The 25,682-nt window shown below is 72.5% G+C and carries 19 protein-coding genes; 12 read left to right on the plus strand and 7 right to left on the minus strand.

What is annotated here, in order from left to right; translation table 11 throughout:
• The first annotated feature begins 47 nt into the window (after window positions 1–47).
• Complete coding sequence (locus ABTX78_RS05880) at window positions 48–704, plus strand: TetR/AcrR family transcriptional regulator (RefSeq protein ID WP_352205594.1); 657 nt, start codon at window positions 48–50, stop codon at window positions 702–704.
• On the opposite strand, the gene ABTX78_RS05885 is transcribed toward ABTX78_RS05880, so the two are convergent.
• Entirely contained in the window at window positions 673–1,572 is a 900-nt protein-coding gene (locus ABTX78_RS05885) for a MaoC/PaaZ C-terminal domain-containing protein (protein WP_352205595.1), read from the minus strand. The genes ABTX78_RS05880 and ABTX78_RS05885 overlap by 32 nt on opposite strands.
• A gap of 1 nt (window position 1,573) precedes the next feature.
• The gene (locus ABTX78_RS05890) at window positions 1,574–2,965 is read right to left on the minus strand and encodes a 3-oxoacyl-ACP reductase (protein ID WP_352205596.1); all 1,392 of its coding nucleotides are present in this window, start codon (window positions 2,963–2,965) and stop codon (window positions 1,574–1,576) included.
• Between the two features lie 71 nt (window positions 2,966–3,036).
• On the opposite strand from ABTX78_RS05890, the gene ABTX78_RS05895 reads away from it, so the two are divergent.
• From ABTX78_RS05895 to ABTX78_RS05910, 4 genes are all read left to right on the plus strand, one after another.
• A complete protein-coding gene (locus tag ABTX78_RS05895) occupies window positions 3,037–4,299 on the plus strand; it encodes an acetyl-CoA C-acetyltransferase (RefSeq protein ID WP_352205597.1) in 1,263 nt (420 codons plus the stop codon).
• Window positions 4,300–4,387: 88 nt separating this feature from the next.
• Complete coding sequence (locus ABTX78_RS05900) at window positions 4,388–6,262, plus strand: AMP-dependent synthetase/ligase (RefSeq protein WP_352205598.1); 1,875 nt, start codon at window positions 4,388–4,390, stop codon at window positions 6,260–6,262.
• A gap of 452 nt (window positions 6,263–6,714) precedes the next feature.
• Window positions 6,715–10,764: a Pls/PosA family non-ribosomal peptide synthetase gene (locus tag ABTX78_RS05905; protein ID WP_352205599.1), complete on the plus strand. Its 4,050-nt coding sequence runs from the start codon at window positions 6,715–6,717 to the stop codon at window positions 10,762–10,764.
• A gap of 47 nt (window positions 10,765–10,811) precedes the next feature.
• Window positions 10,812–12,116, plus strand: coding sequence for a M1 family metallopeptidase (locus ABTX78_RS05910; RefSeq protein ID WP_352205600.1), 1,305 nt, complete (start codon window positions 10,812–10,814; stop codon window positions 12,114–12,116).
• Between the two features lie 115 nt (window positions 12,117–12,231).
• On the opposite strand, the gene ABTX78_RS05915 is transcribed toward ABTX78_RS05910, so the two are convergent.
• The 3 genes from ABTX78_RS05915 to ABTX78_RS05925 form a co-directional block, all read right to left on the minus strand.
• A complete protein-coding gene (locus ABTX78_RS05915; RefSeq protein ID WP_352205601.1) occupies window positions 12,232–12,636 on the minus strand; it encodes a DnaJ family domain-containing protein in 405 nt (134 codons plus the stop codon).
• Between the two features lie 93 nt (window positions 12,637–12,729).
• Window positions 12,730–13,878, minus strand: coding sequence for a lipase family protein (locus ABTX78_RS05920; RefSeq protein ID WP_352205602.1), 1,149 nt, complete (start codon window positions 13,876–13,878; stop codon window positions 12,730–12,732).
• Window positions 13,879–13,983: 105 nt separating this feature from the next.
• Window positions 13,984–15,024: an AraC family transcriptional regulator gene (locus ABTX78_RS05925; protein WP_352205603.1), complete on the minus strand. Its 1,041-nt coding sequence runs from the start codon at window positions 15,022–15,024 to the stop codon at window positions 13,984–13,986.
• Window positions 15,025–15,159: 135 nt separating this feature from the next.
• Between ABTX78_RS05925 and ABTX78_RS05930 the strand changes: the two genes are divergently transcribed.
• A complete protein-coding gene (locus tag ABTX78_RS05930; protein WP_352205604.1) occupies window positions 15,160–15,591 on the plus strand; it encodes a hypothetical protein in 432 nt (143 codons plus the stop codon).
• A gap of 102 nt (window positions 15,592–15,693) precedes the next feature.
• Here the strand turns inward: ABTX78_RS05930 and ABTX78_RS05935 are convergent, their stop codons facing one another.
• Window positions 15,694–15,897 carry a cold-shock protein gene (locus ABTX78_RS05935; RefSeq protein ID WP_003967102.1) on the minus strand — a complete coding sequence of 68 codons (204 nt, stop codon included), beginning with the start codon at window positions 15,895–15,897 and terminating at the stop codon, window positions 15,694–15,696.
• Between the two features lie 318 nt (window positions 15,898–16,215).
• On the opposite strand from ABTX78_RS05935, the gene ABTX78_RS05940 reads away from it, so the two are divergent.
• The gene (locus tag ABTX78_RS05940) at window positions 16,216–17,094 is read left to right on the plus strand and encodes a menaquinone biosynthetic enzyme MqnA/MqnD family protein (protein ID WP_352205605.1); all 879 of its coding nucleotides are present in this window, start codon (window positions 16,216–16,218) and stop codon (window positions 17,092–17,094) included.
• Between the two features lie 108 nt (window positions 17,095–17,202).
• Here the strand turns inward: ABTX78_RS05940 and ABTX78_RS05945 are convergent, their stop codons facing one another.
• Window positions 17,203–18,240 (minus strand): alpha/beta hydrolase, encoded by a 1,038-nt coding sequence (locus tag ABTX78_RS05945; RefSeq protein WP_352205606.1) that lies wholly within the window; start codon window positions 18,238–18,240, stop codon window positions 17,203–17,205.
• Window positions 18,241–18,459: 219 nt separating this feature from the next.
• Between ABTX78_RS05945 and ABTX78_RS05950 the strand changes: the two genes are divergently transcribed.
• The 5 genes from ABTX78_RS05950 to ABTX78_RS05970 all read left to right on the plus strand — a co-directional run bounded on the left by ABTX78_RS05950 (window position 18,460) and on the right by ABTX78_RS05970 (window position 25,582).
• Entirely contained in the window at window positions 18,460–20,127 is a 1,668-nt protein-coding gene (locus tag ABTX78_RS05950; RefSeq protein ID WP_352205607.1) for a serine/threonine-protein kinase, read from the plus strand.
• 92 nt (window positions 20,128–20,219) lie between these two features.
• Window positions 20,220–21,419, plus strand: a complete 1,200-nt coding sequence (gene mqnC / locus ABTX78_RS05955) for a cyclic dehypoxanthinyl futalosine synthase (protein WP_352205608.1) — start codon at window positions 20,220–20,222, stop codon at window positions 21,417–21,419.
• Window positions 21,420–21,426: 7 nt separating this feature from the next.
• Entirely contained in the window at window positions 21,427–22,068 is a 642-nt protein-coding gene (locus tag ABTX78_RS05960) for a hypothetical protein (protein WP_352205609.1), read from the plus strand.
• Between the two features lie 30 nt (window positions 22,069–22,098).
• Window positions 22,099–22,794, plus strand: a complete 696-nt coding sequence (locus tag ABTX78_RS05965; RefSeq protein ID WP_352205610.1) for a demethylmenaquinone methyltransferase — start codon at window positions 22,099–22,101, stop codon at window positions 22,792–22,794.
• 115 nt (window positions 22,795–22,909) lie between these two features.
• Entirely contained in the window at window positions 22,910–25,582 is a 2,673-nt protein-coding gene (locus ABTX78_RS05970) for a zinc ribbon domain-containing protein (RefSeq protein WP_352205611.1), read from the plus strand.
• The last annotated feature ends 100 nt before the right edge of the window (window positions 25,583–25,682 follow it).

Below are 25,682 nucleotides of genomic sequence, written 5' to 3' on the forward strand. Positions count from 1 at the left end.
TAGGCTTACCGCGGAGTAGGGGTGCGGGGGCGGAGGGATGTTCTGAGATGAGTGCGGTGAAGGGCGTGAAGAGCAAGCGCATGCCGAGGGCGGTGCGCGAGCGGCAGATGATGGACGCCGCTGTGCAGACCTTCGGGCAGCGCGGCTACCGGGCGGCCTCGATGGACGAGATCGCCGAGCTGGCCGGGGTCTCCAAGCCCTTGGTCTATCTGTATCTGAACTCCAAGGAGGAGTTGTTCACGGCGTGCATCCGCCGCGAGGCCGCCGCTCTGATCGCGGCCGTGGAGGCGGCGGTGGAGCCGGGGCTGCCGGCGGACCGGCAGCTGTGGGCGGGGCTCACGGCGTTCTTCACGCACACCGCCGAGCACCCGGACGGCTGGGCCGTGCTGCACCAGCAGGCGCGGACGCACGGGGAACCGTTCGCGCTCGAAGTGGCGGCGATGCGCGACGAGATCGTCACCTTTGTGACCGGTCTGATCGCGACCGCGGCTCGCGAGGCGGGCGCGGCCCGGCAGGATCCCGAACTGGCCGACCGGGACGTGGCGGGCCTCGCGCAGGCGCTGGTCGGCGCGGCCGAGTCGCTGGCCGGGTGGATGAACCAGACCGGTGCGGTGTCGGCGAAGGAAGCCGCCGCGACGCTGATGAACTTCGCCTGGATGGGCCTCGGCGAGCTCATGAAGGGTGAGCGCTGGTCCTCCCACTGAGATGGATCCGGTCGCCGCTGCGGAGCTGGAACACGGTGCCGGAGCCGGCCGGCGCGGCGGCGTACGTCACGGAGGCGGGCAGCAGCACCGGGGCTCTGAACTCGGCACTCGCCGAGGCGAGTTGCGGGATGTCCGACTCCGCGAGGCAGCGGGCGAAGGTCCACATCCCGTGGGCGATCGCCCGGGGGAAGCCGAAGGCCCTGGCGGTCAGCGGATGCAGATGGATGGGGTTGCGGTCCCCGGATGCCGCGCCGTAACGGCGTCCCAGGTCCGCCGGGAGCTGCCAGGTGCCGAGGGCGGGCAGGGGCTCGTCGGCGGCGGGGTGGCCGGTGGCCGGGCGCCGCGTCTCGGGTGCGGGGGGATCCGTGTCCTGCGAGGTCCGGTGCCGCGTCTCGGGAGCCGGGTGATCCGTGTCGTACGAGGTCCGGTGCCGGGCCAGATAGCCGCTGCGGGACTCCCACACGAGGTCGTCGTCCTGGTGCGCCTGGGTGACGATCGTGACCTCGGTGCCCCGCCGGTGCGGGGTCAGCGCCTCGGCGTGGACGGTCAGGACGGGCGTGTCCTCGGGGTGCAGCGGCCGGCGCCCGGTGATCTCGATACGCGTGTGGACCAGCCCGAGCAGCGGGAGCGGGAAGCGCCGGGCTGCCATCAGCCGCATGGCGAGCGGGAAGCCCAGCACATGCGGATAGGGGAGCGGCAGCGGCCCGCCGCGGGGGAAGCCGCAGATGCGTGCGTACGCGGCGAGGCGTGCGGGATCGATGCGGACGGGGCCGCCGATCCTGGTCGCGGGCAGTTCGGCGTCCGCGTGGACGCCGCGCTTCAGCGCTGAGGTGAGGGCCCCGCGGGCCAGCGTGAGGGCGAGGGGCACGTCAGGCTCCCAGCAGGCTCTGGCCGCAGACGCGCAGCACCTGCCCGGTGACCGCGCCGGACCCGGGGTGGGCGAACCAGGCCGTGGCCTCGGCGACGTCGACGGGGAGCCCGCCCTGGGCGAGGGAGTTCATCCGGCGTCCCGCCTCCCGGACGAGCAGGGGAACGGCGGCCGTCATCCGGGTCTCGATGAAGCCGGGCGCGACGGCGTTGACGGTGATGCCCCGATCGGCGAGCCGGGGAGCGAGGGAGCGGACGAGGCCGATGATCCCGGCCTTGCTCGCCGCGTAGTTGGTCTGGCCGGTGTTCCCGGCGATACCGGCGATGGAGGAGGTCGCGACGATCCGGCCGCCGTCGCCGATCACGCCGGCCTTCAGGAGCGCGTCGGTGATGTCGAGTACGGCGGTGAGATTGACGTCCAGCACCGAACTCCATCGGTCCGCCGGCATGTTGACGAGGCGTCGGTCGCGGGTGATGCCCGCGTTGTGGACCAGGATGTCGAGGCCGCCGGGGAGGGCGGCGACGATGCGGTCGGCCGCGTCGGCAGCGGTGATGTCGAGCGTGAGCACGGTGCCGCCGATGCGGTCGGCGGTGGCCCGGAGGTCGGCCGCGGCCCCCGGCACGTCCAGGCAGAGAACGTCCGCGCCGTCGCGGGCGAGGGTCTCGGCGACGGCCGCTCCGATGCCGCGTGCCGCGCCGGTGACCAGAGCCGTACGCCCGGCGAGCGGGCGCGCGGAATCCACGGCGCGCCCGTCGTCCGCCGGACGTTCCGCCGCCGGCCGCCCCTCGTCCGCCACCTGCTCCTCGTGGGTCACCCGTCCCTCGTCCACCGCCCGCCCGGCGACCTCGATGACCTGCCCGCTGATGTACGCCGACTTGGGCGAGAGCAGGAAGCGCAGCGTCGACTCGGCCGCGGCGGGTGCGGTGAGGCGGACGAGGTTGGCGGTGCGCCCGCGGCCCAGCTCCTTGCCCAGGGAGCGGGTGAATCCCTCCAGCGCCTGCTGGGCGGCGGCCTGGTGGTGGTCGTCGGCCGACAGCGGTGAGCCGAGGACGACCACCCGGCCGCCGGCACCGAGCGACCGTACGGCCGGGTGCAGCGCGGCGTGCACCTCGCGCAGTCCGGCGGCCGTGGTGACGCCGGTCGCGTCGAGGACGAGAGCGGCGGGCGCCTGCCGCCCAGCCGGTTCTTCGTCCGGCGCGATGAGCGGCAGTCCGGTGTCGGACAGCGGCTCCCGCAGTGCCGAACCCCCGGCGGTGAGCCGCAGCAGCGGCCCGTCCAAGGCGGGCGCGCCGGCGCTCCAGCGGCGCAGCGGGTGCGGCTGGGGCAGGCCGAGCCGGCGGATCAGAAACCGGCCGGGTGCTGTGCGGGTGAGGTGCAGATAGCGATCGGCCATTGTCCTTGCTCCCAGCTCGGTCGTATATTTACTCCAGAGTAAGGTTACTGATAGGTCAGGAGCTGGTCGAGATGTTCGCTCACGCGCCTCGCCGGGTCGCGGTGATCGGTGGCAGCCGTATCCCCTTCGCCAGGTCCGACGGTGCCTACGCCACCGCCTCCAACCAGGAGATGCTGGGCGCTGCGCTGGACGGGCTCGTCGAGCGGTACGGCCTCCGAGGGCCGGACGCGGTGGGCGAGTTCGTCGCCGGTGCCGTCCTCAAGCACAGCCGCGACTTCAACCTCGCCCGCGAGACCGTCCTCGGCTCGGCACTCGACCCGCGGACTCCGGCATACGACATCCAGCAGGCGTGCGGCACCGGGCTTCAGGCGGTCATCGCCGTGGCGAACAAGATCGCGCTCGGCGCGGTGGAGAGCGGGATCGCGGGCGGCGCCGACACCGCGAGCGACGCACCGCTCGGCGTCAACGACGAGCTGCGCCGGATCCTGCTCGAAGCGCGCCGGGCGAAGAGCGCGAGCGGGCGGCTGCGGACCCTCGCACGGATCCGGCCCCGGCACCTCGTGCCCGACATCCCGCGCAACGCCGAACCTCGCACCCGACTGTCGATGGGGGAGCACGCCGCGATCACCGCACGGGAGTGGGGGATCGGCCGCACCGAGCAGGACGAGCTGACCGTCGAGAGCCACCGCCGGCTGGCAGCCGCGTACGACCGCGGGCTTCTGGACGACCTCGTCGTGCCGTACCGGGGCCTGGCCCGGGACGGGAACCTGCGGCCCGACTCCACCGTGGAGAAACTCGCCACGCTCAAGCCGGTGTTCGGCACCGCGCACCCCGACGCGACGATGACCGCCGCCAACTCCACCCCGCTCACCGACGGCGCGGCCACCGTGCTGCTGGCGAGCGAGGAATGGGCGGCGGCGCGTGGTCTGCGGCCGCTCGCCTTCCTCACGGCGTACGAGACGGCCGCCGTCGACCATGCCGGCGGGCGCGACGGACTGCTGATGGCACCCGCGTACGCCGTCCCCCGGATGCTGGAGCGGGCCGGGCTCACCCTCGGTGACTTCGATCTGGTCGAGATCCACGAGGCGTTCGCCTCACAGGTGCTTGCCACGCTGGCCGCCTGGGAGAAGCAGGGCCTCGCTCCGGTGGACCGGGCGCGGCTGAACGTCGCCGGCTCCTCGCTCGCGACCGGGCACCCGTTCGCCGCGACGGGCGCGCGGATCGTCGCCACGCTCGCCGCGCTGCTCGCGGAGCGGGAGGGGCCGGGGCGCGGACTCGTCTCGGTCTGCGCGGCGGGCGGCCAGGGGGTCACGGCGATCCTCGAACGCGCCTGAAACGCGCTGTTCCGTCGAGCAGTTGGCCCGCGCCGACGCGCCCCCACAGATCCCCCCGCGCACACCCCACGCGTACAAGGAGTCGCCCGTGACCGTCGAACCGGTCCAGCCGAGCAAGAGCCTTCAGGGCGATGTCGTACGCGAGGTCTCGTCGCCGCCGCTCGTGCCCGTCGTCCGGCACGGTTCGCTCGCCGACATCCCCTTCGACAACGCACGCGAGGCGCCCACCGAGGCCGTCCTCAGCCGCAAGGGCCCCGGCGGCGACTGGAAGGACGTGACGGCCACTGAGTTCGCGGACCAGGTGCTAGCGGTGGCCAAGGGCCTGATCGCGGAAGGGCTGCGGCCCGGCGACCGGCTCGCGATCATGTCCCGTACGACCTACGAGTGGACCCTGCTCGACTTCGCGGCCTGGGCCGCCGGGCTGATCACCGTCCCTGTCTACCCGACCTCGTCCGCCTTCCAGGCCCGCTGGATCCTCCAGGACTCGGGAGCTGTCGCGTGCGTCGTGGAGGACACCGCCCAGGCGCGGCTGATCAGCCAGGAACGCAAGCAACTGCCCGATCTCACACGGCTGTGGGCGTTCGCGACGGGCGCGGTGGACTCGCTCATGAAGGCGGGCGCGCAGATACCCGACACGGTCGTCACCGCGCGAAGGGGCGGCCTGGGGCCGGAGTCGGTCGCGACACTGCTCTACACCTCGGGAACCACCGGCCGCCCCAAGGGCTGCGTGCTCACGCACGGGAACTTCTTCGCCGAGGTGGACAACGCGATCGAGCTGCTGCACCCGGTCTTCCGGTCGCTCAGCCGCGAACCCGCCGCCACGCTGCTCTTCCTGCCGCTGTCCCACGTCTTCGGGCGGATGGTCGCGGTGGCCTGTCTGCGGGCCCGGGTACGGCTCGGGCACGCCCCCTCCATCCGGACCGAGGACCTGCTCGCCGACCTGGCCGGCTTCCGGCCCACCTTCCTGCTCGCCATTCCCTACGTCCTGGAGAAGGTCTTCAACACCGGCCGCGCGACGGCCGAGAAGCTGGGCCGGGCCTCGTCGTTCGACCGGGCCGCGAGGATCGCCCGGCGCTACGGGGAGGCGGTGGAGGCGGCCCACCACGGCACCGGCCCGGGCCCCTCGCGTTCCCTGCGGGCGGCCCGCGCGCTGTACGACCCGCTGGTCTACCGGCGTATCCGGGCCGCGCTCGGCGGCAAGGTCCGGTACGCGATCTGCGGCGGCTCCCCGCTCGGACGCCGGCTCGCCGCCTTCTACGCCGGAGCCGGTGTCCAGATCTTCGAGGGGTACGGGCTCACCGAGACGACGGCCGCGGCCACCGTGACGCCACCGCTCAAGCCCCGGATGGGCACGGTCGGTTGGCCACTGCCCGGAACGGCTGTCCGGATCGCCGACGACGGCGAGGTGCTGCTCCGCGGCGGCCAGGTGTTCAGCGGGTACTGGGACCGGGAGCGGGGTGCGGTCGTGCCGGTGACCCGGGACGGCTGGTTCGCCACCGGCGACCTCGGCTCGATCGACGCGGACGGCTATCTGACCATCACCGGGCGCACGAAGGACATCCTCATCACCTCTGCCGGGAAGAACGTCGCCCCGGCACCGCTGGAGGACTGGCTGCGCGCCCACCCGCTCGTCGGCCAGTGCATGGTGATCGGCGACAACCGCCCCTATGTCACAGCCCTGTTGACGCTGGAGCCCGACGGCATCGCGCACTGGTGCCGTATGAAGCGGAAGCAGCACCTCACCGCGGCGCAACTGGCCGTGGACGAGGACCTGCTGGCGGCGCTCCAGCGCGCTGTGGACGAGGCGAACCGACTGGTGTCGAGGGCCGAATCGATCCGCCGCTTCCGAGTCCTGGAGGCGGACTTCACGGAGGAGAGCGGCCATCTGACGCCCTCGCTGAAACTGCGGCGGAGCGCGATCGCCCGGGACTTCACGGCGGAGATCGACAGCCTCTATCGGTGACGGCGCGACACCGCCGCCCGCGCGGTGGCACGCGCCTGGCACGTGCTGTGCGGATCATGGGTCCGGACAAGTGCCGCGGAGTCACCCGGGGTGACGCGACCGGCACCCTGGGGAGGGGATAAGGGCCGATTCGTGCGTGCCCTTCGCCACAGTCGGACCCTTCTCCACGCGCCGGTGGACCGCCTTTCGCGGTCGCCGATTCTCGGGGGCGAGCTGCGACGATGCCCGTCTGTCCGGGGTCCTGCGGGCCGGTGCCACTTACGCGCCCTGTGCCCCGGACAACAGGCGAGTCGGGTCAACGCTGGATAAACTCCTCGTTTGCCGTGCGCGGAACGGGGATTCGCAGCGCACTCCACGACCGAGGGAGAGTGAGAGATGCGTACGAGCCCGTCGCGTGTCGACCGGGGCGAGCCCGGTCCCCGGGATCTGTCCGCCGGCGAACGGCGGACTGCATGACCGTCGCCCCGGAGACCCCGGCTCTCCTCGAAACCCTTCTGGCCGAAGCGCCCGCTCCGGCGCTCTACACCGCCGGTGGCGCCGCACCCGAGCGCACCCTCGTGGACATCCTCGACGAGACCGTCCGCCGCCACCCGGACGCTCTCGCCATCGACGACGGCGTCGCCCCCCTCACCTACCGTGCGCTGCTCGACGAGGTCGAGACGCTGCGCCGGCGGCTCGCCGAGACCGGCACGGGGACCGGCGACCGGGTGGGCATACGCGTCCCCTCGGGGACCTCCGACCTGTATGTGTCCATCCTCGCCGTCCTCGCGGCCGGCGCCGCCTACGTACCCGTCGACGCCGAGGACCCCGACGAGCGCGCCGACCTCGTCTTCACCGAGGCCGCGGTGAGCGCCGTGATCGGCGAAGGCCGCACCATCGTCCCGAGCAGCACTCCCGGCGGCGACACCGGCCGCAGGCCGGCGCCGGACGACGACGCGTGGATCATCTTCACCTCCGGCTCCACAGGCAGGCCCAAGGGCGTCGCCGTCACGCACCGCAACGCCGCGGCGTTCGTCGACGCGGAGGCCGGCCTCTTCCTCACCGGCGCCCCGCTCGGCCCCGGCGACCGCGTCCTCGGCGGCCTGTCCGTCGCCTTCGACGCCTCCTGCGAGGAGATGTGGCTGGCCTGGCGGCACGGCGCCTGCCTGGTGCCCGCCCCCCGCTCCCTCGTCCGCACCGGACTCGACCTCGGCCCCTGGCTCGTCGAACAGCGCGTCACCGTCGTCTCGACGGTCCCCACACTCGCGGCCCTGTGGCCCGCGGAAGCGCTCGACGAGGTACGTCTGCTGATCTTCGGCGGTGAGGCCTGCCCGCCCGAGCTGGCGGAACGCATGGCGGTCCCCGGTCGCGAGGTGTGGAACACCTACGGCCCCACCGAGGCCACCGTCGTCGCGTGCGCCGCCCCGCTGACCGGCGAGAACCCGGTGCGCATCGGCCTGCCGCTCGACGGCTGGGAGCTCGCCGTCGTGGACGGCGGCGGCGACATCGTGGCGATGGGCGAGACCGGCGAGCTGGTGATCGGCGGCGTCGGCCTGGCGCGCTACCTGGACGAGGCGAAGGACGCCGAGAAGTACGCCCCCCTGCCCGCACTCGGCTGGGACCGCGCCTACCGCAGCGGTGACCTGGTGCGCGCGGAGGAGGAGGGCCTGCTGTTCGTGGGCCGTGCCGACGAGCAGATCAAGCTCGGTGGCCGCCGTATCGAGCTGGGCGAGATCGACGCGGCGCTCCAGGCGCTGCCGGGCGTGGCCGGCGCGGCGGCGGCGGTCCGCACGACCGCCGCCGGCCACCAGCTGCTGGTGGGCTACGTCGTCCCGGCGGCGCCGGACGGCGTGACGCCCGCGGACACGCTCGACGACACGGCGGAGGTGCCGGGGACCGAGGACGCCGAGGCCGTGGCGCCGGCAACGGGCGCGCCCGCCGGTGCACAGGAAGCCGACGGCGGCCCCGCCGGTGCACCCGACGCGGACGGCAGCGATGCCGTGCCCGGCGCCGATGCCGTGTTCGACCTCGACGACTCGCTCGCGCGGCTGCGCAAGGAGCTGCCCGCCGCGCTCGTCCCGCTCATCGCCGTCGTCGACGATCTGCCGACCCGCACCTCCGGCAAGGTCGACCGCAACGCTCTGCCCTGGCCGCTGCCGAACGCCGGCACCGGCGCGCAGGCCGCCGAGCTCACCGAGACCGAGGCCTGGCTCGCCGAGCAGTGGACCGACCTCCTCGGCGTGCCGGTGAGCGGACCCGACGCCGACTTCTTCGCCGGTGGGGGCGGCAGCCTCGCCGCCGCACAGCTCGTCTCGCGGATCCGTGAGCAGTACGCCACCGGCTCCGTCGGCGACATCTACCAGAACCCCACGCTCGGCGCCCTCGCGCTCACGCTGGAGCGGACCTCCCCGCGCAGCACGAAGGCCCGCTCCGTGCGGCCGGTGCCGCGCAGGACCGGGATCGCGCAGATCCTGCTCATGCTCCCGCTGCTGACCGTCACAGGACTGCGCTGGTCCGTCGTCGCGGCCGCCGTCAACAACCTCGTCGCCCTGCCCTGGGCCCCCACCGTCTCCTGGTGGTGGGTGGCGCTCGGCTGGCTTCTGTTCCTCAGCCCGGCCGGGCGGATCGTCATCGCCGCCGGCGGCGCGCGGATGCTGCTGCGCGGGGTGCGCCCCGGCACGTACGCGCGCGGCGGCGGCACCCACCTGCGTCTGTGGACCGCCGAACGCCTCGCCGAACTCAGCGGTGCGACCAACCTCGCGGGCACCTGGCTCACCTACTACGCCCGCGCCCTCGGCGTCCGGATCGGCGAGGACGTCGATCTGCACTCCCTGCCGCCGGTGACCGGCATGCTCCGGCTCGGCCGGGGCAGCGCCGTGGAGCCCGAGGTGGACCTCTCCGGCCACTGGCTGGACGGCGACCGGCTGCACATCGGAGCCGTACGCATCGGCGCTGGAGCCACCGTCGGCGCCCGCAGCACGCTCTTCCCCGGCGCGCGGATCGGCAAGCGGGCCGGGATCGCGCCCGGCTCCGGCGTGACCGGGACCGTGCCGGCCGACGAGCGCTGGTCCGGCGTGCCGGCCACCCGCAAGGGCAAGGCCAACCGCCGGCTTCCCGAGGGCCGTCCGCCGCGCAGACGCCGCTGGACCGCCGTCTACTCCCTGACCTCGCTGTTCCTCAGCCTGCTGCCTGCGCTCGCGGCGCTGCCCGCGCTGCTGGTGATGGGTGCCTTCGTGGACGGCACGCACGGACTCGGTGACGCCCTGGCCGCCGCGCTGACCGCCGTACCGCTCGCCACGCTGGTGGCGATGGCCGGTTACGCCCTGCTGATCATCGCCGGCGTCCGTACGCTCGGCATCGGTCTGCGCGAGGGTCACCACCCCGTGCACGGCCGGATCGCCTGGCAGGCATGGGCGACCGAGCGGCTCATGGACATGGCGCGCGTCCATCTCTTCCCCCTCTACGCGAGCCTGTTCACGCCTGTGTGGCTGCGGGCGCTGGGCATGAAGGTGGGACGCGGGGTCGAGGCGTCGACGGTGCTCGCGCTCCCCGCGATGACCACGGTCGGCGACGGCGCGTTCCTGGCCGACGACACGCTGGTGGCCTCCTACGAACTGGGCGGCGGCTGGTTGCGGATCGCCGAGGCCCGGGTCGGCAAGCGCGCGTTCCTCGGCAACTCCGGGATGACCGCCGCCGGGCGCCGGGTGCCCAAGCGCGGTCTCGTCGGTGTGCTGTCGTCGACTCCGAAGCGGGCGAAGGCGGGCTCGTCCTGGCTCGGTATGCCTCCCATGAAGCTGCCGCGTTCGGCGGAGGAGAGCGACCAGAGCCGTACCTTCGCCCCGCCCGCCCGGCTGAAGTGGGCGCGCGCGTGCGTCGAGCTCTGCCGGATCGTGCCGGTGATGTGCAGCGTGGCGCTCGCCGTCCTCGGGCTCGCGGTCTTCGAACTGCTCGCGGCCCGGTACGGATTCGCCGTCGCCATGCTGCTCGGCGGAGTGGTGCTGTTCGTCGCCGGCGTGGTGGCGTGCCTGGTGGCGATCGCGGTGAAGTGGCTGCTGGTGGGCCGGTTCAAGGCCGTCGAGCACCCGCTGTGGTCGTCGTTCGTGTGGCGCAACGAACTCGCGGACACCTTCGTCGAGGTGCTGGCCGTGCCGTGGCTGGTCGGTGCGAGCGCCGGCACCCCGCTGATGAACCTGTGGCTGCGCGGGCTCGGCGCCCGCATCGGACGCGGTGCCTGGTGCGACACGTACTGGCTGCCCGAGGCGGACCTGGTCCGCGTCGGCAGCGGCGCCAGCGTCAATCGCGGCTGCGTCGTCCAGACCCACCTCTTCCATGACCGGATCATGCGCATGGACAATGTCGTTCTCGGCGCGGGCGCGACACTTGGCCCGCACGGCATCGCGCTGCCCGGCGCGGTGATCGGCGACCGGGCCACGGTCGGTCCGGCGTCGCTGGTGATGCGCGGGGAGAGCGTGCCCGCGGACACCCGCTGGCTGGGCAACCCGATCGCGGCATGGCGGAAGTGAGCACGGGCGCGACAGCGCAGTACACGCAAGACCCAAAGGACGCACGGGTGACGGATTCGTATCTGCCGCAGCACGGCGACAGCGGCTACCGGACGACGCGGTACGACCTGGAGCTGGACTACATCCCGCACACCGGGCGACTGTCCGGCCGGGCCGTGATCACCGCTGTCGCCGAGCGCGCGCTGCCCGAAATCGTCCTCGACCTCGGGCAGTTCCGGCTGAGCAAGGTGCTGGTGGACGGCGCTCGCCCGGCTCGGTACACGCACCGCGGGGACAAACTCCGGATACGTCCGGCGCGACCCCTGCGGGCGGGCGCCGACTTCACCGTCGAGGTGCGGTACACGGGAGTGCCGCATCCCGTGCGCACCCGTGACTGGGGCGACCTCGGCTGGGAGCAGCTGGACGAGGGCGCGCTGGTGGCCTCGCAGCCGCACGGCGCCCGGTCCTGGTTCCCGTGCAACGACCGCCCCGACGACAAGGCCGTCTACCGGATCGCGGTGACCGCGCCCTCGCCGTACACGGTGATCGCGAACGGCACGCTCACCTCGCGCACGATGAGCGCCTCCACGACGACGTGGGTGTACGAGCAGTCCGCCCCGATGGCCACATATCTCGCCACCGTGCAGATCGGTCCCTACGAACTCGTCGACGTCCCGCACGCGGGAGCCGTGCCGCAACCCGCCGCCGTACCGCGTCCGCTCCTCGGGCGCTTCGGGCGCGACTTCGCGCGCCAGCCGCAGATGATGACCGTCTTCCAGGACCTGTTCGGGCCCTATCCCTTCGACGACTATGCGGTCGTGGTCGTCGACGAGGAGCTGGACGTGCCGGTGGAGGCCCAGGGCCTGTCCATCTTCGGCGCGAACCACGTCGACGGGCGGCGCGGCAGCGAGCGTCTGGTGGCGCACGAACTGGCCCACCAGTGGTTCGGCAACAGCCTCACGGTCGCCGACTGGCGGCACATCTGGCTCAACGAGGGCTTCGCGAAGTACGCCGAGTGGTTGTGGTCCGAGATGTCGGGCGGCCCCTCCGCGTCGGCGATGGCCGCGAAGTCCCGGGCGCGCCTGGCGCTGCTGCGGCAGGACGTCCGCATCGCCGACCCCGGTCTGCGGCGGCTGTTCGACGACCGGGTCTACGAACGCGGCGCGCTGACGCTGCACGCGCTGCGCCTGGAGATCGGGCACGCGGCGTTCGTGGGGCTGCTGCGGCAGTGGACGTCGTCGCACCGGCACGGTGTGGTCACGACCGAGGAGTTCATCGCGCTGGCCCGCGAGCACTCACCGCGCCCGCTGGACAAGCTGTTCACGACATGGCTGTACGAGCCGAAGCTGCCGCCGCTGCCGAGGCAGCGGTGAGGTGAGCGGCTGACCGCGCGGGATGTCCGGGTCGGAGCGCGGCTGACCGCTCGGCGGCGCGGGATGTCCGGGGCCGGCCCCTCGGCCCTCCGGGCAACGGTCGGTCCTTTGCGCGTCAGCCCTTCGCGCGGGCTTCGCGCCACTCGGTGAGGACCGTGTCGATGTCGAACGGCCTGCGTCCCAGCGGCGGGCCCGGCGGCGGGCGGCGGATCGCCGCGGTGATCTTCTCGTTGATCTCGGTGAGGATGCGCCGGACCTCGGACTCCGTCGTGGCGCGGTCCACCGCGTCCCGGGCGTCCTCCGCCTCCTTGCGCAGCGCCAGCGTCGGCGGCAGGACGGAGACGCCCTCACGGTGCATCTTGCTCTTGACCCACCACAGTTCGTCGTACGGCGCCTTGTCGTCCGGCAGCGGCTTTCCGAAGCCGGGAAGTGAGGTGAAGTCACCGCGTTCCGTCGCGTCGCGGATCTGCTTGTCCACCCACGACTCGAAACTGACACCCGGGGGCTTTCGCTCGGTCACGGCCCGACCTCCCGTCTCGGTCCCTCCATCGTAGGCGGGCCGGGAGAGCGAGGGGGGCGGCCGTGGTCACGGCCGCCCCCGGCCCCGGCAGCGTCAGCAGTTGCCCGCGGCCGTCCTCCCCGCGAACCGGTCCGCCAGCCAGTTCGCCGCCGGAATCGCCTCGGTGATCACTCCCGTGACGTGTTCGCCGAGCACCATCGTCCGCCACTTGACGTTCGCGCCCTTCGCGCACCAGTCCCTGCGCAGCTGTGACCCCTGGCCGTAGGGGATCAGCTCGTCCGCCAGCGCGTGGTACAGGTACACGGGATGGTCGGGCCGGTGCGAGCCGAGGTCGGATTCGTGCAGCCGCTTCTGCCACTGCGGTGTCTCCAGCGGATTGCGCACCGTCATGTCGGAGATCTTCTTGAAGGACCCGACGGTGGTGTCGAGGGCCACGCAGTTGTTGCGCAGGAACGAGATGAGCGCCCTGCCCGCCGGGTTCAGATACGAGTCGAGCTTCAGCTCGGGGAAGGCCGCGTCCTGGCCGGCCGCCGCCATGAACAGCAGCCCCGAACCGTAGGAGCCGTCGTGTACGGGGGCGAGCCCGGTCAGCCGGGCCGGTACGCCGCCGGTCACCGTGCCTCTGACCTTCAGCTCCGGCGCGTACGAGTCGTGCAGTTCGGCCGCCCAGCTCGATGCCTGTCCGCCCTGTGAATAGCCCATGATCCCCACCGGGGAGTCGGCGGAGAGCCCGGCCTCCGGCAGCGCGATCGCCGCGCGGGCCGCGTCCAGCACGGCGTGGCCGGCCGAGCGGCCCACCGTGTAGGTGTGCTCGCCCGGGGTGCCGAGCCCTTCGTAGTCGGTGACCGCGACGGCCCAGCCGCGCAGGGTCAGCTGCTGGATCAGATTGGCCTCGACGGTCGTGCCGGTGGGGAATCCGGCGCTCGGTGCGCAGCTGTCGGCGAGGCCGACCGTGCCGACGGCGTAGCTGACCAGAGGACGGGGGCCGGTGCGGCCGTCCTGCGGGACGATCACCGTGCCGGAGACGGTGTTCGGGGCGCCGTCGGCGGTGGTGGAGCGGTAGGTGATCCGCCAGGCCTTGGTCGCGGTGGGCTGTCCGGGAAGGGGGTGGAAAGCGCTCGGCGCCGAGCCGACGATGTCGCCGGGGCCTACGGCCCGCGTGTCGTCCGCGGACGCTGTGGGGGTGGCTGCCGAGAGGGCGAGTGCGGCCATGACGGCCAGCACCCGGGTGGGTACACGCATTGCGGCTCTCCCAACGGTCCAGTGATGCTGGGCAGTTGACGGAAAGGTAGTGACCCGTGAGTAAGTTCCGTCCTGACCGGGCAGCTCAGCTTCACTGACTGAGGGTCAACTCGCGTCGGTCGACCCGCCGTGATCAACGACGTCGGCCTGTCCGCGGTACGCACCCGGTGTCGTCCCCGTCCACCGCCGGAACGCCCGGTGGAAGGACGTGTCCTCGGAGAAACCCAGGCGCGCCGCGAGTTCCGCTATCGGCTCGTGCCTCTCGGCGAGACCGGCGATCGCCGCGTCCCGCCGCACCGCGTCCTTCAGTTGCCGGTAGGACGTCTCCTCCTGCTGAAGCCTCCGCCGCAGCGTCGCCGGGCTGACCGCCAGCCGGGCTGCGGTCTCGTCCAGCGAGGGGAGCCTCGGGGAAGCCCGCAGTGAGCGGGCGAGCGCGCGGCGCACCTGCTCGCCGACGGTCGCCGCGTACTCCCGCCGGCTCAGCAACTCGAAGGGCGAGGCCCGCAGCATCTCCTCCAGCGCCGGCTCGTCCCGCAGCAGCGGCGATGCGAGCCACTGGGCGGAGAAGACGGCCGTGGTGACGGGCTCCCCGTAGCGGACGGGGCAGCCGAAGAGGTACGGGTACTCGTCGTGGTGCGGCGGCGGGGGGTAGCCGAACCCGGCTCGCAGCAGCGGGATGCGGCGGCCGATGAACCAGCTGCACAGCCGGTGCCAGATGACCACCAGACACTCGGCGAGGAAGCGGTCCTCGTCCCGGCCGAGGTCGTTGCGCACGACGAACGCCGCTTCGTCGCCGTCCCGGGTGAGGGCGAGGTCGGGGCCGCCGGGGAACAGCCCGTAGAAGGCGGCGCCGCGCTCGATCGCAGCGCCCAGATCGCGGCAGCCCAGCGTGGCGTGGCACATCATCGCGAAGGTGCCCGGGCGGCTCGGCGCCGAGCCGAGACCGAGGAACTCGTCGTGGGTCGCCCGGTACAGCGCCCGGAACAGCAGGCCGAACTGGTCGAGGGTGACCCGGGCCCGGTCGTCGCTCAGCAGCAGCGGGGGAATGCCGGCGGTCTGCAGCAGCGGGACGGTGTCGAGGCCGTGACGCTCCGCCCCGCGCAGCACCGCCCGCACATGGTGCACGGTGATCGTCCGCTTCCCCATGGTCATCGACGGTAGCGGGGTTGAGCGGTGGGGTCAGCGGGCGTGACGGTTTCCGTCGTGCCACCGCCGGTGGCCACGTCCTGACGTTCGGTGCATGACAGATGAAGAGCGGGAACGGCCCGGCACGCTCGCGGTGTGCGCCGAGTGGGCCGCCGACCGTACGCGGACCATCCCGCGCTGCCGTTCACGCGGGGCGGCTCCTGGCACACGGTGTCGTACGCCGGACTGCGCGACACCGTCCGGACGATCGGGCAGGGGCTGATGGGCCTCGGCGTGCAGGTCGGGGACCGGGAGGTGCTCGACCAGGAGGGCCGGCTGCACACCGGGGACCTGGGCCCATTCAAGACCGGCGACGCGGATCCGGCGGCCGTCCGCGCCCTGGTCCGAGAAGCCGTCGACGCGGCGAACGCGCAGGCCGCCCGGCCGGCCCGGATCCGGGCCTTCGCTGTGTCGGAGGAGGACTTCACCATCGGGGACGGAGTGCTCACGCCCGCCCTGAAGGTCCGCCGGCGGGCCGTGCCGGAGCGGTACGCCGATGTCATCGACGGGCTCTACGGCGACAGCTGAGGGTCCCGACGGACCAAGGCAGGAGCCCTGCCCCGCACTGGACGTACGGGGCAGGGCTCCTTGGTACTGCTAAGTCGTGCGCGATCGACGACCCGTGGCTGATTAGGCCGGGGTCACGTTCTCCGCCTGCGGGCCCTTCGGGCCCTGAGTGACGTCGAAGTTCACGACCTGGTTCTCCTCGAGGGAGCGGAAGCCAGACGCGTTGATCGCGGAGTAGTGGACGAAGACATCCGGGCCGCCGCCGTCCTGGGCGATGAAGCCGAAGCCCTTTTCAGCGTTGAACCACTTGACGGTTCCGGTAGCCATAAGCCCTCCTTGGGCCAAAGGGTTGCCCTGCTCCAGAACCTGCAAACAAGTCTGAAAACTACAAAAGCCTGCGGGTCACATGCTCCGCAGGCTCTGTACTGCAAGGGAAACCAAACTGCAACTTGCGTCGAGCCTAGCACGCAGGGTGTTCACAGCGGTAGAGGGAAAGATCACGTCACCCGGACGTTTGAAAAGATCTTGGTCTGCTGACGAATCGCAGCTCGGGAGGGGCGCGGCCGGCGTCCACGTGCCCGCCCGGCGCGTGCCGCGCACGCCCCCGGCGCGTCGTGCCGGGCTCCACGGGTCTAGCCTCGCGATGTGGACAGTATTGGAGAAAGCACAGCAGTCGACCACCGTCGCAGCCGCCCCCGCGTGGGACACATCCAGTTCCTCAACTGTCTCCCCCTGTACTGGGGGCTGGCGCGCACCGGAACCCTCCTCGATCTCGAGCTGTCGAAGGACACCCCGGAGAAGCTCAGCGAGCAGCTGGTGCGCGGCGACCTGGACATCGCGCCCGTCACCCTCGTGGAATTCCTGCGCAACGCGGACCGGCTCGTCGCCTTCCCCGACCTCGCGGTCGGCTGTGACGGACCGGTCATGTCCTGCGTGATCGTGTCTCAGGTGCCACTGGAGAAGCTCTCCGGCGCGCGGGTCGCGCTCGGTTCCACCTCCCGCACCTCGGTACGCCTGGCGCAGCTGCTGCTGGCCGAGCAGTACCAGGTCACTCCGGACTACTACACGTGCCCGCCCGACCTCGGCCAGATGATGCTGGAGGCCGAGGCCGCCGTGCTGATCGGGGACGCCGCGCTGCGCGCCTCGCTGCACGACGCGCCGCGCCTCGGTCTCCAGGTCCACGATCTGGGGCTGATGTGGAAGGAGTGGACCGGGCTGCCGTTCGTCTTCGCGGTGTGGGCTGCGCGCAAGGACTATCTGGCCCGGGAGCCCGAGGTGGTGCACGAGGTCCACAAGGCCTTCCTCGCCTCCCGAGACCTCTCCCTCCAGGAGGTCGCCAAGGTCTCCGAGCAGGCCGCACGCTGGGAGACCTTCGACGCGGAGCTGCTGGAACGGTACTTCCGTACGCTCGACTTCCGCTTCGGTCCCGACCAGCTCGCCGGGGTGCGCGAGTTCGCCCGCCGAACGGGGCCGGCCACCGGCTACCCGTCGGACGTGGCGGTCGAACTGCTCGGCGCCCGATGACCGCCGGCCCGTGTGACCGCCGGGCCGCGTGATCGTTTCAGCGCGCTGACCCGCAGGGGTGCGCCGATCCGGAGGCCGCGCGCGGACCCACGGGCCGTGCTCTGGTCCTCAGGACGTGGGGACGGGCGCCTGCATGTGCTTGCTGATCCACTCGATGGATCCGTCACCCATCCCCTGCACATAGGTCTTGGCGTTGTGCTCGCCGTCCTGGATGACCTGGAGGCGGGTCTTCACCGGGCCCTTGCCGTAGTCGCGCACGAACTTCTTCACCCGCGCGACCCCCGACTCCTTCGAGCCCACCTGGAACGCCAGATAGACCGCGTTGGCCCGGGTGTCCGGCCTCGCGCCGAGCGTCTCGGCGAGCTTCTCCGGGTTGTTGGCCTGCCGTTGGGGCTCGTGGCCGGACCAGAGCGGGGAGTCCGGCACGGTGTCCGGGCCCGAGGCGATGACGGCCTTGAACCGGTCCGGCCGCTGGAGCACGGACTTCAGGCCCACGAACGCGCCGGAGGACGAGCCCATGAACGCCCAGCCGTCGCGGCTGGTGAAGGTGCGGAAGTTGGCCTTCACGAAGTCGGGGACGTCCTCGGTCATCCAGGTGCCCATCTTCGCCTGCCCGGGGATGTCGCTGCCGTCGTAGTAGTTCTTCGCGTCCGGGTTCAGCACCGGCATCACCACGATGAAGGGAAGGCTTTTGCCCTCCTTCGACCACGCGGCGATGCTGCTCTGGAGCTTGAGGTCGGTGCCCATCCAGTAGTTGTTGGGATAGCCGTTGCCGCCCGGCAGGGCTATCAGGACGGGGAAGCCGCTGCTCGCGTACTTCTCGTCGAAGTACTGCTCGGGCGCCCAGACCCAGACCTTGCCGGTGAAGCCGGACTTCCTGCCCTCCAGGGTGGTGACGCCGATCCGGGTGCCGTCGTCCAGCGTGTTCTGGGTGGTGAAGGAGGCCTTGGGGCCGGTCGGCATCAGCGTCTTCGCGGCGGCCTCGGCCGCCGCCCCGCCTCCGGACTGTGCGCCGCCGCCCCCGGCGGGGGCCTTCACGGACGGCCCGTCGAAGCTGACCGGTTCGCCCTCGTCGGAGCAGCCCGTGGCGAGCAGGACGGAGCCGAGGGCGACGGCGGTTATGAGGGCCTGGGAGAGGCGATTCACGAAGGGAGCTCCGAGGGTTCCGGCGCGGTCGGCGGCGCGGGCGGGGCGCAGGCATCTTTTCGGACAAGCTGCGCGAACGGCGACCAGGGAGACGGTCGGTGCCCGGGATCGGTTGGCCTGTGGACGCGGGCAATCCCCGTGATGCCGGACACGCCGGGGCCTACCCTGATGAGCAGCAGGGGCGGGCGTGGCAGACACGGAACAACCGGGGGAGTACAGATGCAGCCGCTGGATCCGGGCGAGCCGCGCAGCATCGGCGCGTACCGGCTGCTCGGGCGGCTGGGGGCGGGCGGAATGGGCCGCGTCTACCTCGGGCGCAGTGCCGGCGGCCGTACCGTCGCGGTGAAGATCGTCCATCCGCACTTCGCGCTCGACGAGGAGTTCCGGGCCCGCTTCCGCCGCGAGGTCGACGCGGCACGGCGGGTCGGCGGTCAGTGGACGGCACCCGTGCTCGACGCCGACCCGGAGGCGTCCGTGCCGTGGGTGGCGACCGGATATGTGGCCGGACCCCCGCTGTCCCAGGCGGTGACGGAACACGGCCCGCTGCCCAACCACTCGGTACGGGTGCTGGGCGCGGGTCTCGCCGAGGCGCTGGCGGCCGTGCACGCGCTGGAGCTGGTGCACCGCGATGTGAAGCCGTCCAACGTGCTCCTCACGCTCGACGGGCCGCGGCTGATCGACTTCGGGATCGCCCGCGCCACCGAGGGCACCGCTTCCCTCACCTCCACTGGTGTCTCCGTCGGATCGCCCGGCTACATGTCGCCCGAGCAGATCCTCGGCAAGGGCATCACCGGGGCCGCCGACGTCTTCTCGCTGGGCGCGGTCCTCGCCTTCGCGGCGACGGGCACGGCTCCCTTTCCCGGCGACTCCTCGGCGGCGCTGCTCTACAAGGTGGTGCACGAGGAACCCGAACTGGCCGGTCTGGAGGGCGATCTGCGGGATCTGGTGGCCCAATGCCTCGTCAAGGACCCCTCCGTGCGGCCGTCACCCGGTGAGATCGCGCGCCGGCTCGCGCCCGGCGGCGCCGCCGCGCTGGTCGCCGCCGGCTGGCTGCCGGGACCGTTGGTCGAGCAGGTGAGCCGGTCCGCGGTGACGCTGCTGAACCTGGAGCCCGCGGACGAGGCCGTGCCGGAGGCCGTGTCGGGGCCGGTGGCCTTCAGCAGTCCGGCGATCGGGACGTTCGGACCGCCGGTCGACCCCGTCGGCGGAGGGCCCTCCCACCCCGGCGGGGTGACGGCAGGGCCGGCCGCGCCACCCACCGGCGCCCCCGGCGCCCCCGGCGCCCCCGGGGCACCGCGCGGCAGGCGCAGGGTGAGCTGCACCGTGACCCTGACAGTCGCCGCCGCGCTGGCCGCGGTGACGATCGGCGGCGGCTTCCTGTTCGATCTGTGGCCGGGCACGGGCAGCGGAGCCGGCGACACCGACGCGGGGGCAGAACCCCCGGGCTCCGGCGCTGCGTCCACCCCCGGCCCGTCCACTCCCCGCCCCTCCGCCTCGGCCTCGCAGGAGCCCGGGGACCAGGTGACCGCCATACCGAAGGCCTTCATCGGCAGTTGGGAGGGCCCCTTCAAGGTCAGCCTCGCCGGCAGCGAACTGGAGGCGGGCACCTTCACCGTCGTCATCCGGGCGGGTAGGACGGGGGCGACCTTCGGCACGGTCAGCCAGTACGACGCGCTCGGCAACCTCTCCTGCGAGGACAACCTCGTCCTGCGGGGCGCGACGACCGCCGAACTCGTCGCCGACGGCAGCTCCAGCGGCAAACCCGGCAACACCTGCACACCGGGCACCCACACGGTGAAGCTGCGCCTGGACGGGGACCGGGTCCAGTACACCTCGCGCGAGCCGCGGGCGGGCGATCCGCGCGCCACGCTGGAGCGTACGGACTGACTCCGGGCACCGGCCGGAAGGCCGCCGAAGCGGCTGGCGTAGGCTGGAGCGGCCCGCAGATGCTCCGAAAAACCGCCGAAAGGTGACACCCGGTGACCGAGAAGGCCGACCTTCAGTCCGTGCTGGACCGTGCCGCTGAGGGCGGTCGGATCACGCCCGAGGAAGCGCTGGAGCTGTACCGCTCGGCCCCGCTGCACGCACTGGGCACGGCGGCCGACGCCGTCCGCCGAAGGCGCTACGCCGGTACCGAGCACATCGCGACGTACATCATCGAGCGCAACATCAACTACACCAACGTGTGTGTCACGGCCTGCAAGTTCTGCGCCTTCTACGCGCCGCCGAAGGACACCGCGAAGGGCTGGACCCGCGACCTCGAGGACATCCTGCGGCGCTGCGCCGAGACGGTCGAACTGGGCGGCACCCAGATCATGTTCCAGGGCGGTCACCACCCGGACTTCGGCGTGGAGTACTACGAGGAGCACTTCTCGGCGATCAAGAAGGCGTACCCGCAGCTGGTCATCCACTCCCTCGGTGCCTCCGAGGTCGAGCACATGGCCCGGATCTCGGGCGTGAGCGCCGAGGACGCGATCCGCCGCATCCACGCCGCGGGCCTCGACTCGTTCGCGGGCGCCGGCGCCGAATTGCTCCCGGCCCGCCCCCGCCAGGCGATCGCGCCGCTGAAGGAGTCCGGCGAACGCTGGCTGGAGATCATGGAGATCGCGCACCGCCTGGGCGTGGAGTCCACCTCCACCATGCTGATGGGTACCGGCGAGACCAACGCCGAGCGGATCGAGCACCTGCGCATGATCCGCGACGTGCAGGACCGGACCGGCGGCTTCCGCGCCTTCATCCCGTACACCTACCAGCCGCAGAACAACAAGCTGAAGGGCCAGACCCAGGCCACGCTCTTCGAGTACCTGCGCATCATCGCCATCGCCCGCCTCTTCCTCGACAACGTCGCCCACATCCAGGGCTCCTGGCTCACCACCGGCAAGGAGGTCGGCCAGCTCACCCTGCACTACGGCGCGGACGACCTCGGCTCGGTGATGCTGGAGGAGAACGTCGTCTCCTCGGCCGGCGCCAAGCACCGCTCCAACCTGCACGAGATCATCGAGATGATCCGCACCGCCGACCGCGTTCCGGCGCAGCGCTCCACGACCTACGAGCACATCGTCGTGCACGACGACCCGGCGAACGACCCGGTCGACGAGCGCGTGGCGTCGCACATCTCCTCGACGGCGATCGAGGGCGGCACGGCCCACCCGGAGCTCAAGCTGCTGAACGCCAACTGAGGCCGCCGTGCTGACGATCCATGTGGCCGACACCGTGTTCGCCGGCCACAGGGACGTGCGCGCGGTCGCCGTCGACGCCGGGCTCGTCGTCGGGACGGGCTCCTACGACGCGATGACCGCGGCCCGCCCGCAGGCGCGGGTGCGGACCTGGCCCGGGCTGCTGGTGCCGGGCCTGCGCCACCCCCGGGCCGTCGAACTGCTGGAGTCCGCCTACCACCCCGATCCCCGAGAGGCAGACGAGCTCGGCACCGAGCCGCTGACCGGGGATGCCCTGGCGGCCCTGGAGCTGGACGACAACCGTCTCGGCGGCAGCGCCCGCCGAGGAATCCAGCGGATGCTCGGACACGGTGTCACCGCCGTCACCGGCCCCTTCACCCGGACCCCGGTCCGCACGGCAGTGGCCCGCTCCGGACTGCGGGTCCGCGAGCCCGTGCAGGTCCGGGCGACGGACGTCGTCCCGCTCGATCCCTTGCGGATCCTTCCGCTGAGCGCGCTGCTCGACGGCGAGCTCGCGAACGGATCACCGGCCGACTTCGCCGTCTTCGACGTTCCCGTGGACGGACCGCCCGAAAAAGCGCTGCGCCTGCACGGCGCCGGGAAGTGTGTGGCGACGGTCCTCGGCGGCCGGCTGGTGTACCGGCGCGCCTAGGCGATCCCCGCGGCTGCTTGAATGGGCTGCGTGATCCGAGCCTCCCTGGACAAGCAGCCGCACGAAGTCGCCTCGATGTTCGACGACGTGGCGGCGAACTACGACCTCACCAACGACGTCCTCTCGCTGGGCCAGGACCGGCGGTGGCGCAAGGAGGTCGCGAAGGCGGTGGACGCGCGTCCGGCGCAGAAGATCCTCGACCTCGCGGCCGGCACCGGCACCTCCTCGCTGCCGTTCACCGCGGCCGGTGCGTACGTCGTGCCCTGCGACTTCTCCCTCGGCATGCTCCGTGAGGGCAAGAAGCGCAACGCCTGGCTGCCGCTGACCGCGGGCGACGCGACGCGACTGCCGTTCCGCGACGGCGTCTTCGACGCGGTGACGATCTCCTTCGGCCTGCGCAACGTGCAGGAGACGGACACGGCCCTGCGCGAGATGTACCGGGTGACCAGGCCCGGCGGACGCATCGTGATCTGCGAGTTCTCGCACCCCACGTGGGCCCCGTTCCGGACGGTGTACGAGGAGTACCTGATGCGGGCGCTGCCGCCGGTCGCGCGCGCGGTCTCCTCCAACCCCGACGCGTACGTCTACCTCGCCGAGTCCATCCAGTCCTGGCCCGACCAGCCCGAACTCGCGGCGAAGCTCCAGCGCGCGGGCTGGGCGAAGGTGGCCTGGCGGAACCTGTCGGGCGGGATCGTGGCGCTGCACCGGGGCACCAAGCCGGCCTGAGCCGTGCGCGGCGGGAACAACGGGCGAGCACGTCGGGGGAGTTGACGGGAACCGTCCGGCGGGCAGGATGTGTCAGTTCACTCGCAGCCCCGTTCCCCACGGTCCCGGAGTCCCCATGGCCTCGTACTGTCCGCACTGCGGTTCCCCGTCCCCGGACGAGGCACGCTTCTGCATGAAATGCGGGCGTGAGCGGCTTCCGGCCGCCGAGACCGGCCCACCGCCCGTGCCCCCGGCCCTGCCGCCCGCTCCTGTCGCGCTGCCCGCTCCCGCCCTCCCGCCACCTCCCGCCGGGCCCTCGCCCGTCGGGCAGTTCGCCGGCCGGGTCCTGCGCGGCGACTGGGCGCAGCCCGCGAAGGCCGCGCTCTTCCCGGCCGGGCTGCTGCTCGTGCTGGGCGTGGCCCTCGCGTTCCCCTCGTACGGACAGGACGACGAGGTCGTCGTCGGCTGGGTCGCACGGCTGCGGATCGCGCTCGCGATGCTGCTCCAAGGGGTCGGCGGCGGGTTCGAGATCAAGGCCGCGGAAGGAGGCTCGCCCTTCGGTGGGGACTTCGGGTCGGACTCGGGCCCGGGCTCGGACTCAGGCTCCGGCTCCGGCTTCGGCTCGGATTCCGGGTCCGGCTTCGGTGACGGATTCGGCTCGTCCGACGCCGCCATGGGCAGCGCCTCGCTCTCCCTGGTGCCGCTCACCGTGACCCTGCTCTTCGTCGCCGCGCTGTATCTGGGCGCCCGGATGCTGCGTACGCGCGGCGCCGGACCGGAGGCGGCCGTACGGCTGTCGCTCGTGGTCACCGCGGCGGTGCTGGTCCTCGGACTGTTCGCCCAGCCCGACATCGACGGCGTCGAGGTCTCCTCGTCGCCGCTGCTCGCGATGTTCGGAGCGCTGGCGATCTCGCTCGTCGTGAGCTGCGCCGTCCTCCTGCGCGACCACCTCGCCGGCCGGCTGGGCATGCGCCCGGGTGCCGCATCGGCGGTCCGTGCCCTCGGCACGGCGGTACGGGCGCTCGGCGCGGTCATCGCGCTCTGCTCGGTGGTGGGCTTCATCGTGTACGCGGTCCAGGACGACGTGGACGGTACGGCGCTGCTGGGCGCTCTGCCGTTCCTGCCCAACATCGGGTTCGCGGTGCTCGGAATGAGCTGGGGCGTACCAGTGGAGTACGACATCCAGGGGGAGGCCGGTGCCTTCGGATCGAGCTCGGCGAGCGGCGCCTTCGGACTGTCGGAGATCGGCGACCTGTGGGGCAACGCCGCGGTCGCCGGAGCCCTGGCGCTCGGTGTGGTCTGCGCGCTGACCCTCGGCATCCTGACGGCCCTGCGCTCACCGGACCGCCGTGAGCATCTGCTGACCGGCGGCTTCCTGCTCGGCCTGATCCTGCTGTTCCTGGGGCTCAGCGGACTCGCGGCGGATGTCTCGGGCGGTGTGGGCGACTTCGGCGGCCAGGGCCGTTCGGAGGTGGCCCCGAGCGTTCCGGACGCGTTCCTGTTCGGTCTGCTGTGGGTGGGAGGTGCGGTGTTTCTGGCCCCTTACGCAGCGAAATTGACGGGGCGTCAGCCAGCTGCTCCGCCGTACGCCCCGGGGCCGTCGGCCCACCCGCCGGCGCCCATGGCTCCGGGAGCCGCGGGCGCGACTGTCGCGGGCGCCTGGCCGGTGGCGGGCGCGCCGGGCCAGGGTGGAGCGGATGGGACCGACGGGCACGCGGTGGTGGCCGACGCGGGTCCGCCGCCGACCTCGGGTCACGATCTGCCGGCGACCGGGGAGGCACCCGTGGGACAGCCGCAGCCGGCGGCCCCGGACAAGCCGGCCGACCCGGCCCCCTCCGGCACGCCGGCCGCACCGGCAATCGCGCCGCCCGGCCCGGGCGTTCCGCCCGACGCTGCGCCCGCGGGTCCGCCGCTGCCCGGAACCCCCGGCGCCCCGGCGGCTCCCGGTGCGTACGGGCCGGGCGCTCCCGTGCCGGTGTACGACGCCGAGACGCATGTGCCGTCCGGCTACGGCCCCCAGACCTTCGACCTGGCCGCGAGGCACGTGACCGTGCCCCCGCCCGGGAACGACCAGGCCGCCGCGGCACGCCGGCGCAAGGTGCTCGTCTGGACCGGGACCCTCGTCGCCGCGTTCGTCATCGGCGGCGGTGTCGCGGCCGGAGTGCTGCTCCTGCAGAAGGACGACGGCGGTTCCGACCGCGGGTCGGACAAGTCCGCCGCCTCGCCCTCACAGGCGCCCTCGGCGCCCGCGTCCCCCTCGCCCTCTCCGACTCCTTCGCAGGAGCCCACCGCGGGGCCGGGCGCCAGTACGCCGCCCGGAGCCGACGCGACTCCCTCGCGGCCGGCCGACGGCGCACTGCCCGCCGGATTCGTCCTCAAGAACGACCCCGCCGGATTCACCGTCGCCGTCATGGACGGCTGGCAGCGGCGGCAGACCGGCAGCCAGATCTTCTACGAGGCTCCCACCGGGGGCTCGTACCTCCAGATCGGCGTCATCAAGAACGCGCCGCTGTCGTCCTACGAAAACTTCCTCGACCTGGAAAGCAAGCGCCAGGCGATTCCCGAGGTCCGGTACCAGCGTCTGCAACTGGTCCGGAACACCTTCCAGGGACGCCCCGGCGCGCTGTGGGAGTTCACCAACATCCCCGATCCCGAGAAGAGCACCGTGCTGCGCCATGTCATCGACCAGGCCTTCGTGGCGGCCGACGGCACGGAGTACGCGATCCTCTCCGGCGACCGGGCGGACCTGTGGGACGGCGAGAACGACGTGGTCTTCTCGACGGCTCTCAGCACCTTCAAGCCGAACTAGCCGACCAGACGAACTACCGACCGGCCGAACCCGGGGCGCGCACCTGGCCGTGCACCAGCCGAACAGGCCCAACCGCCCCGGGGCCGGTCCGGACCGCCGG

Source organism: Streptomyces sp. NPDC096193 (assembly GCF_040302905.1).
Classification (GTDB): Bacteria; Actinomycetota; Actinomycetes; order Streptomycetales; family Streptomycetaceae; genus Streptomyces.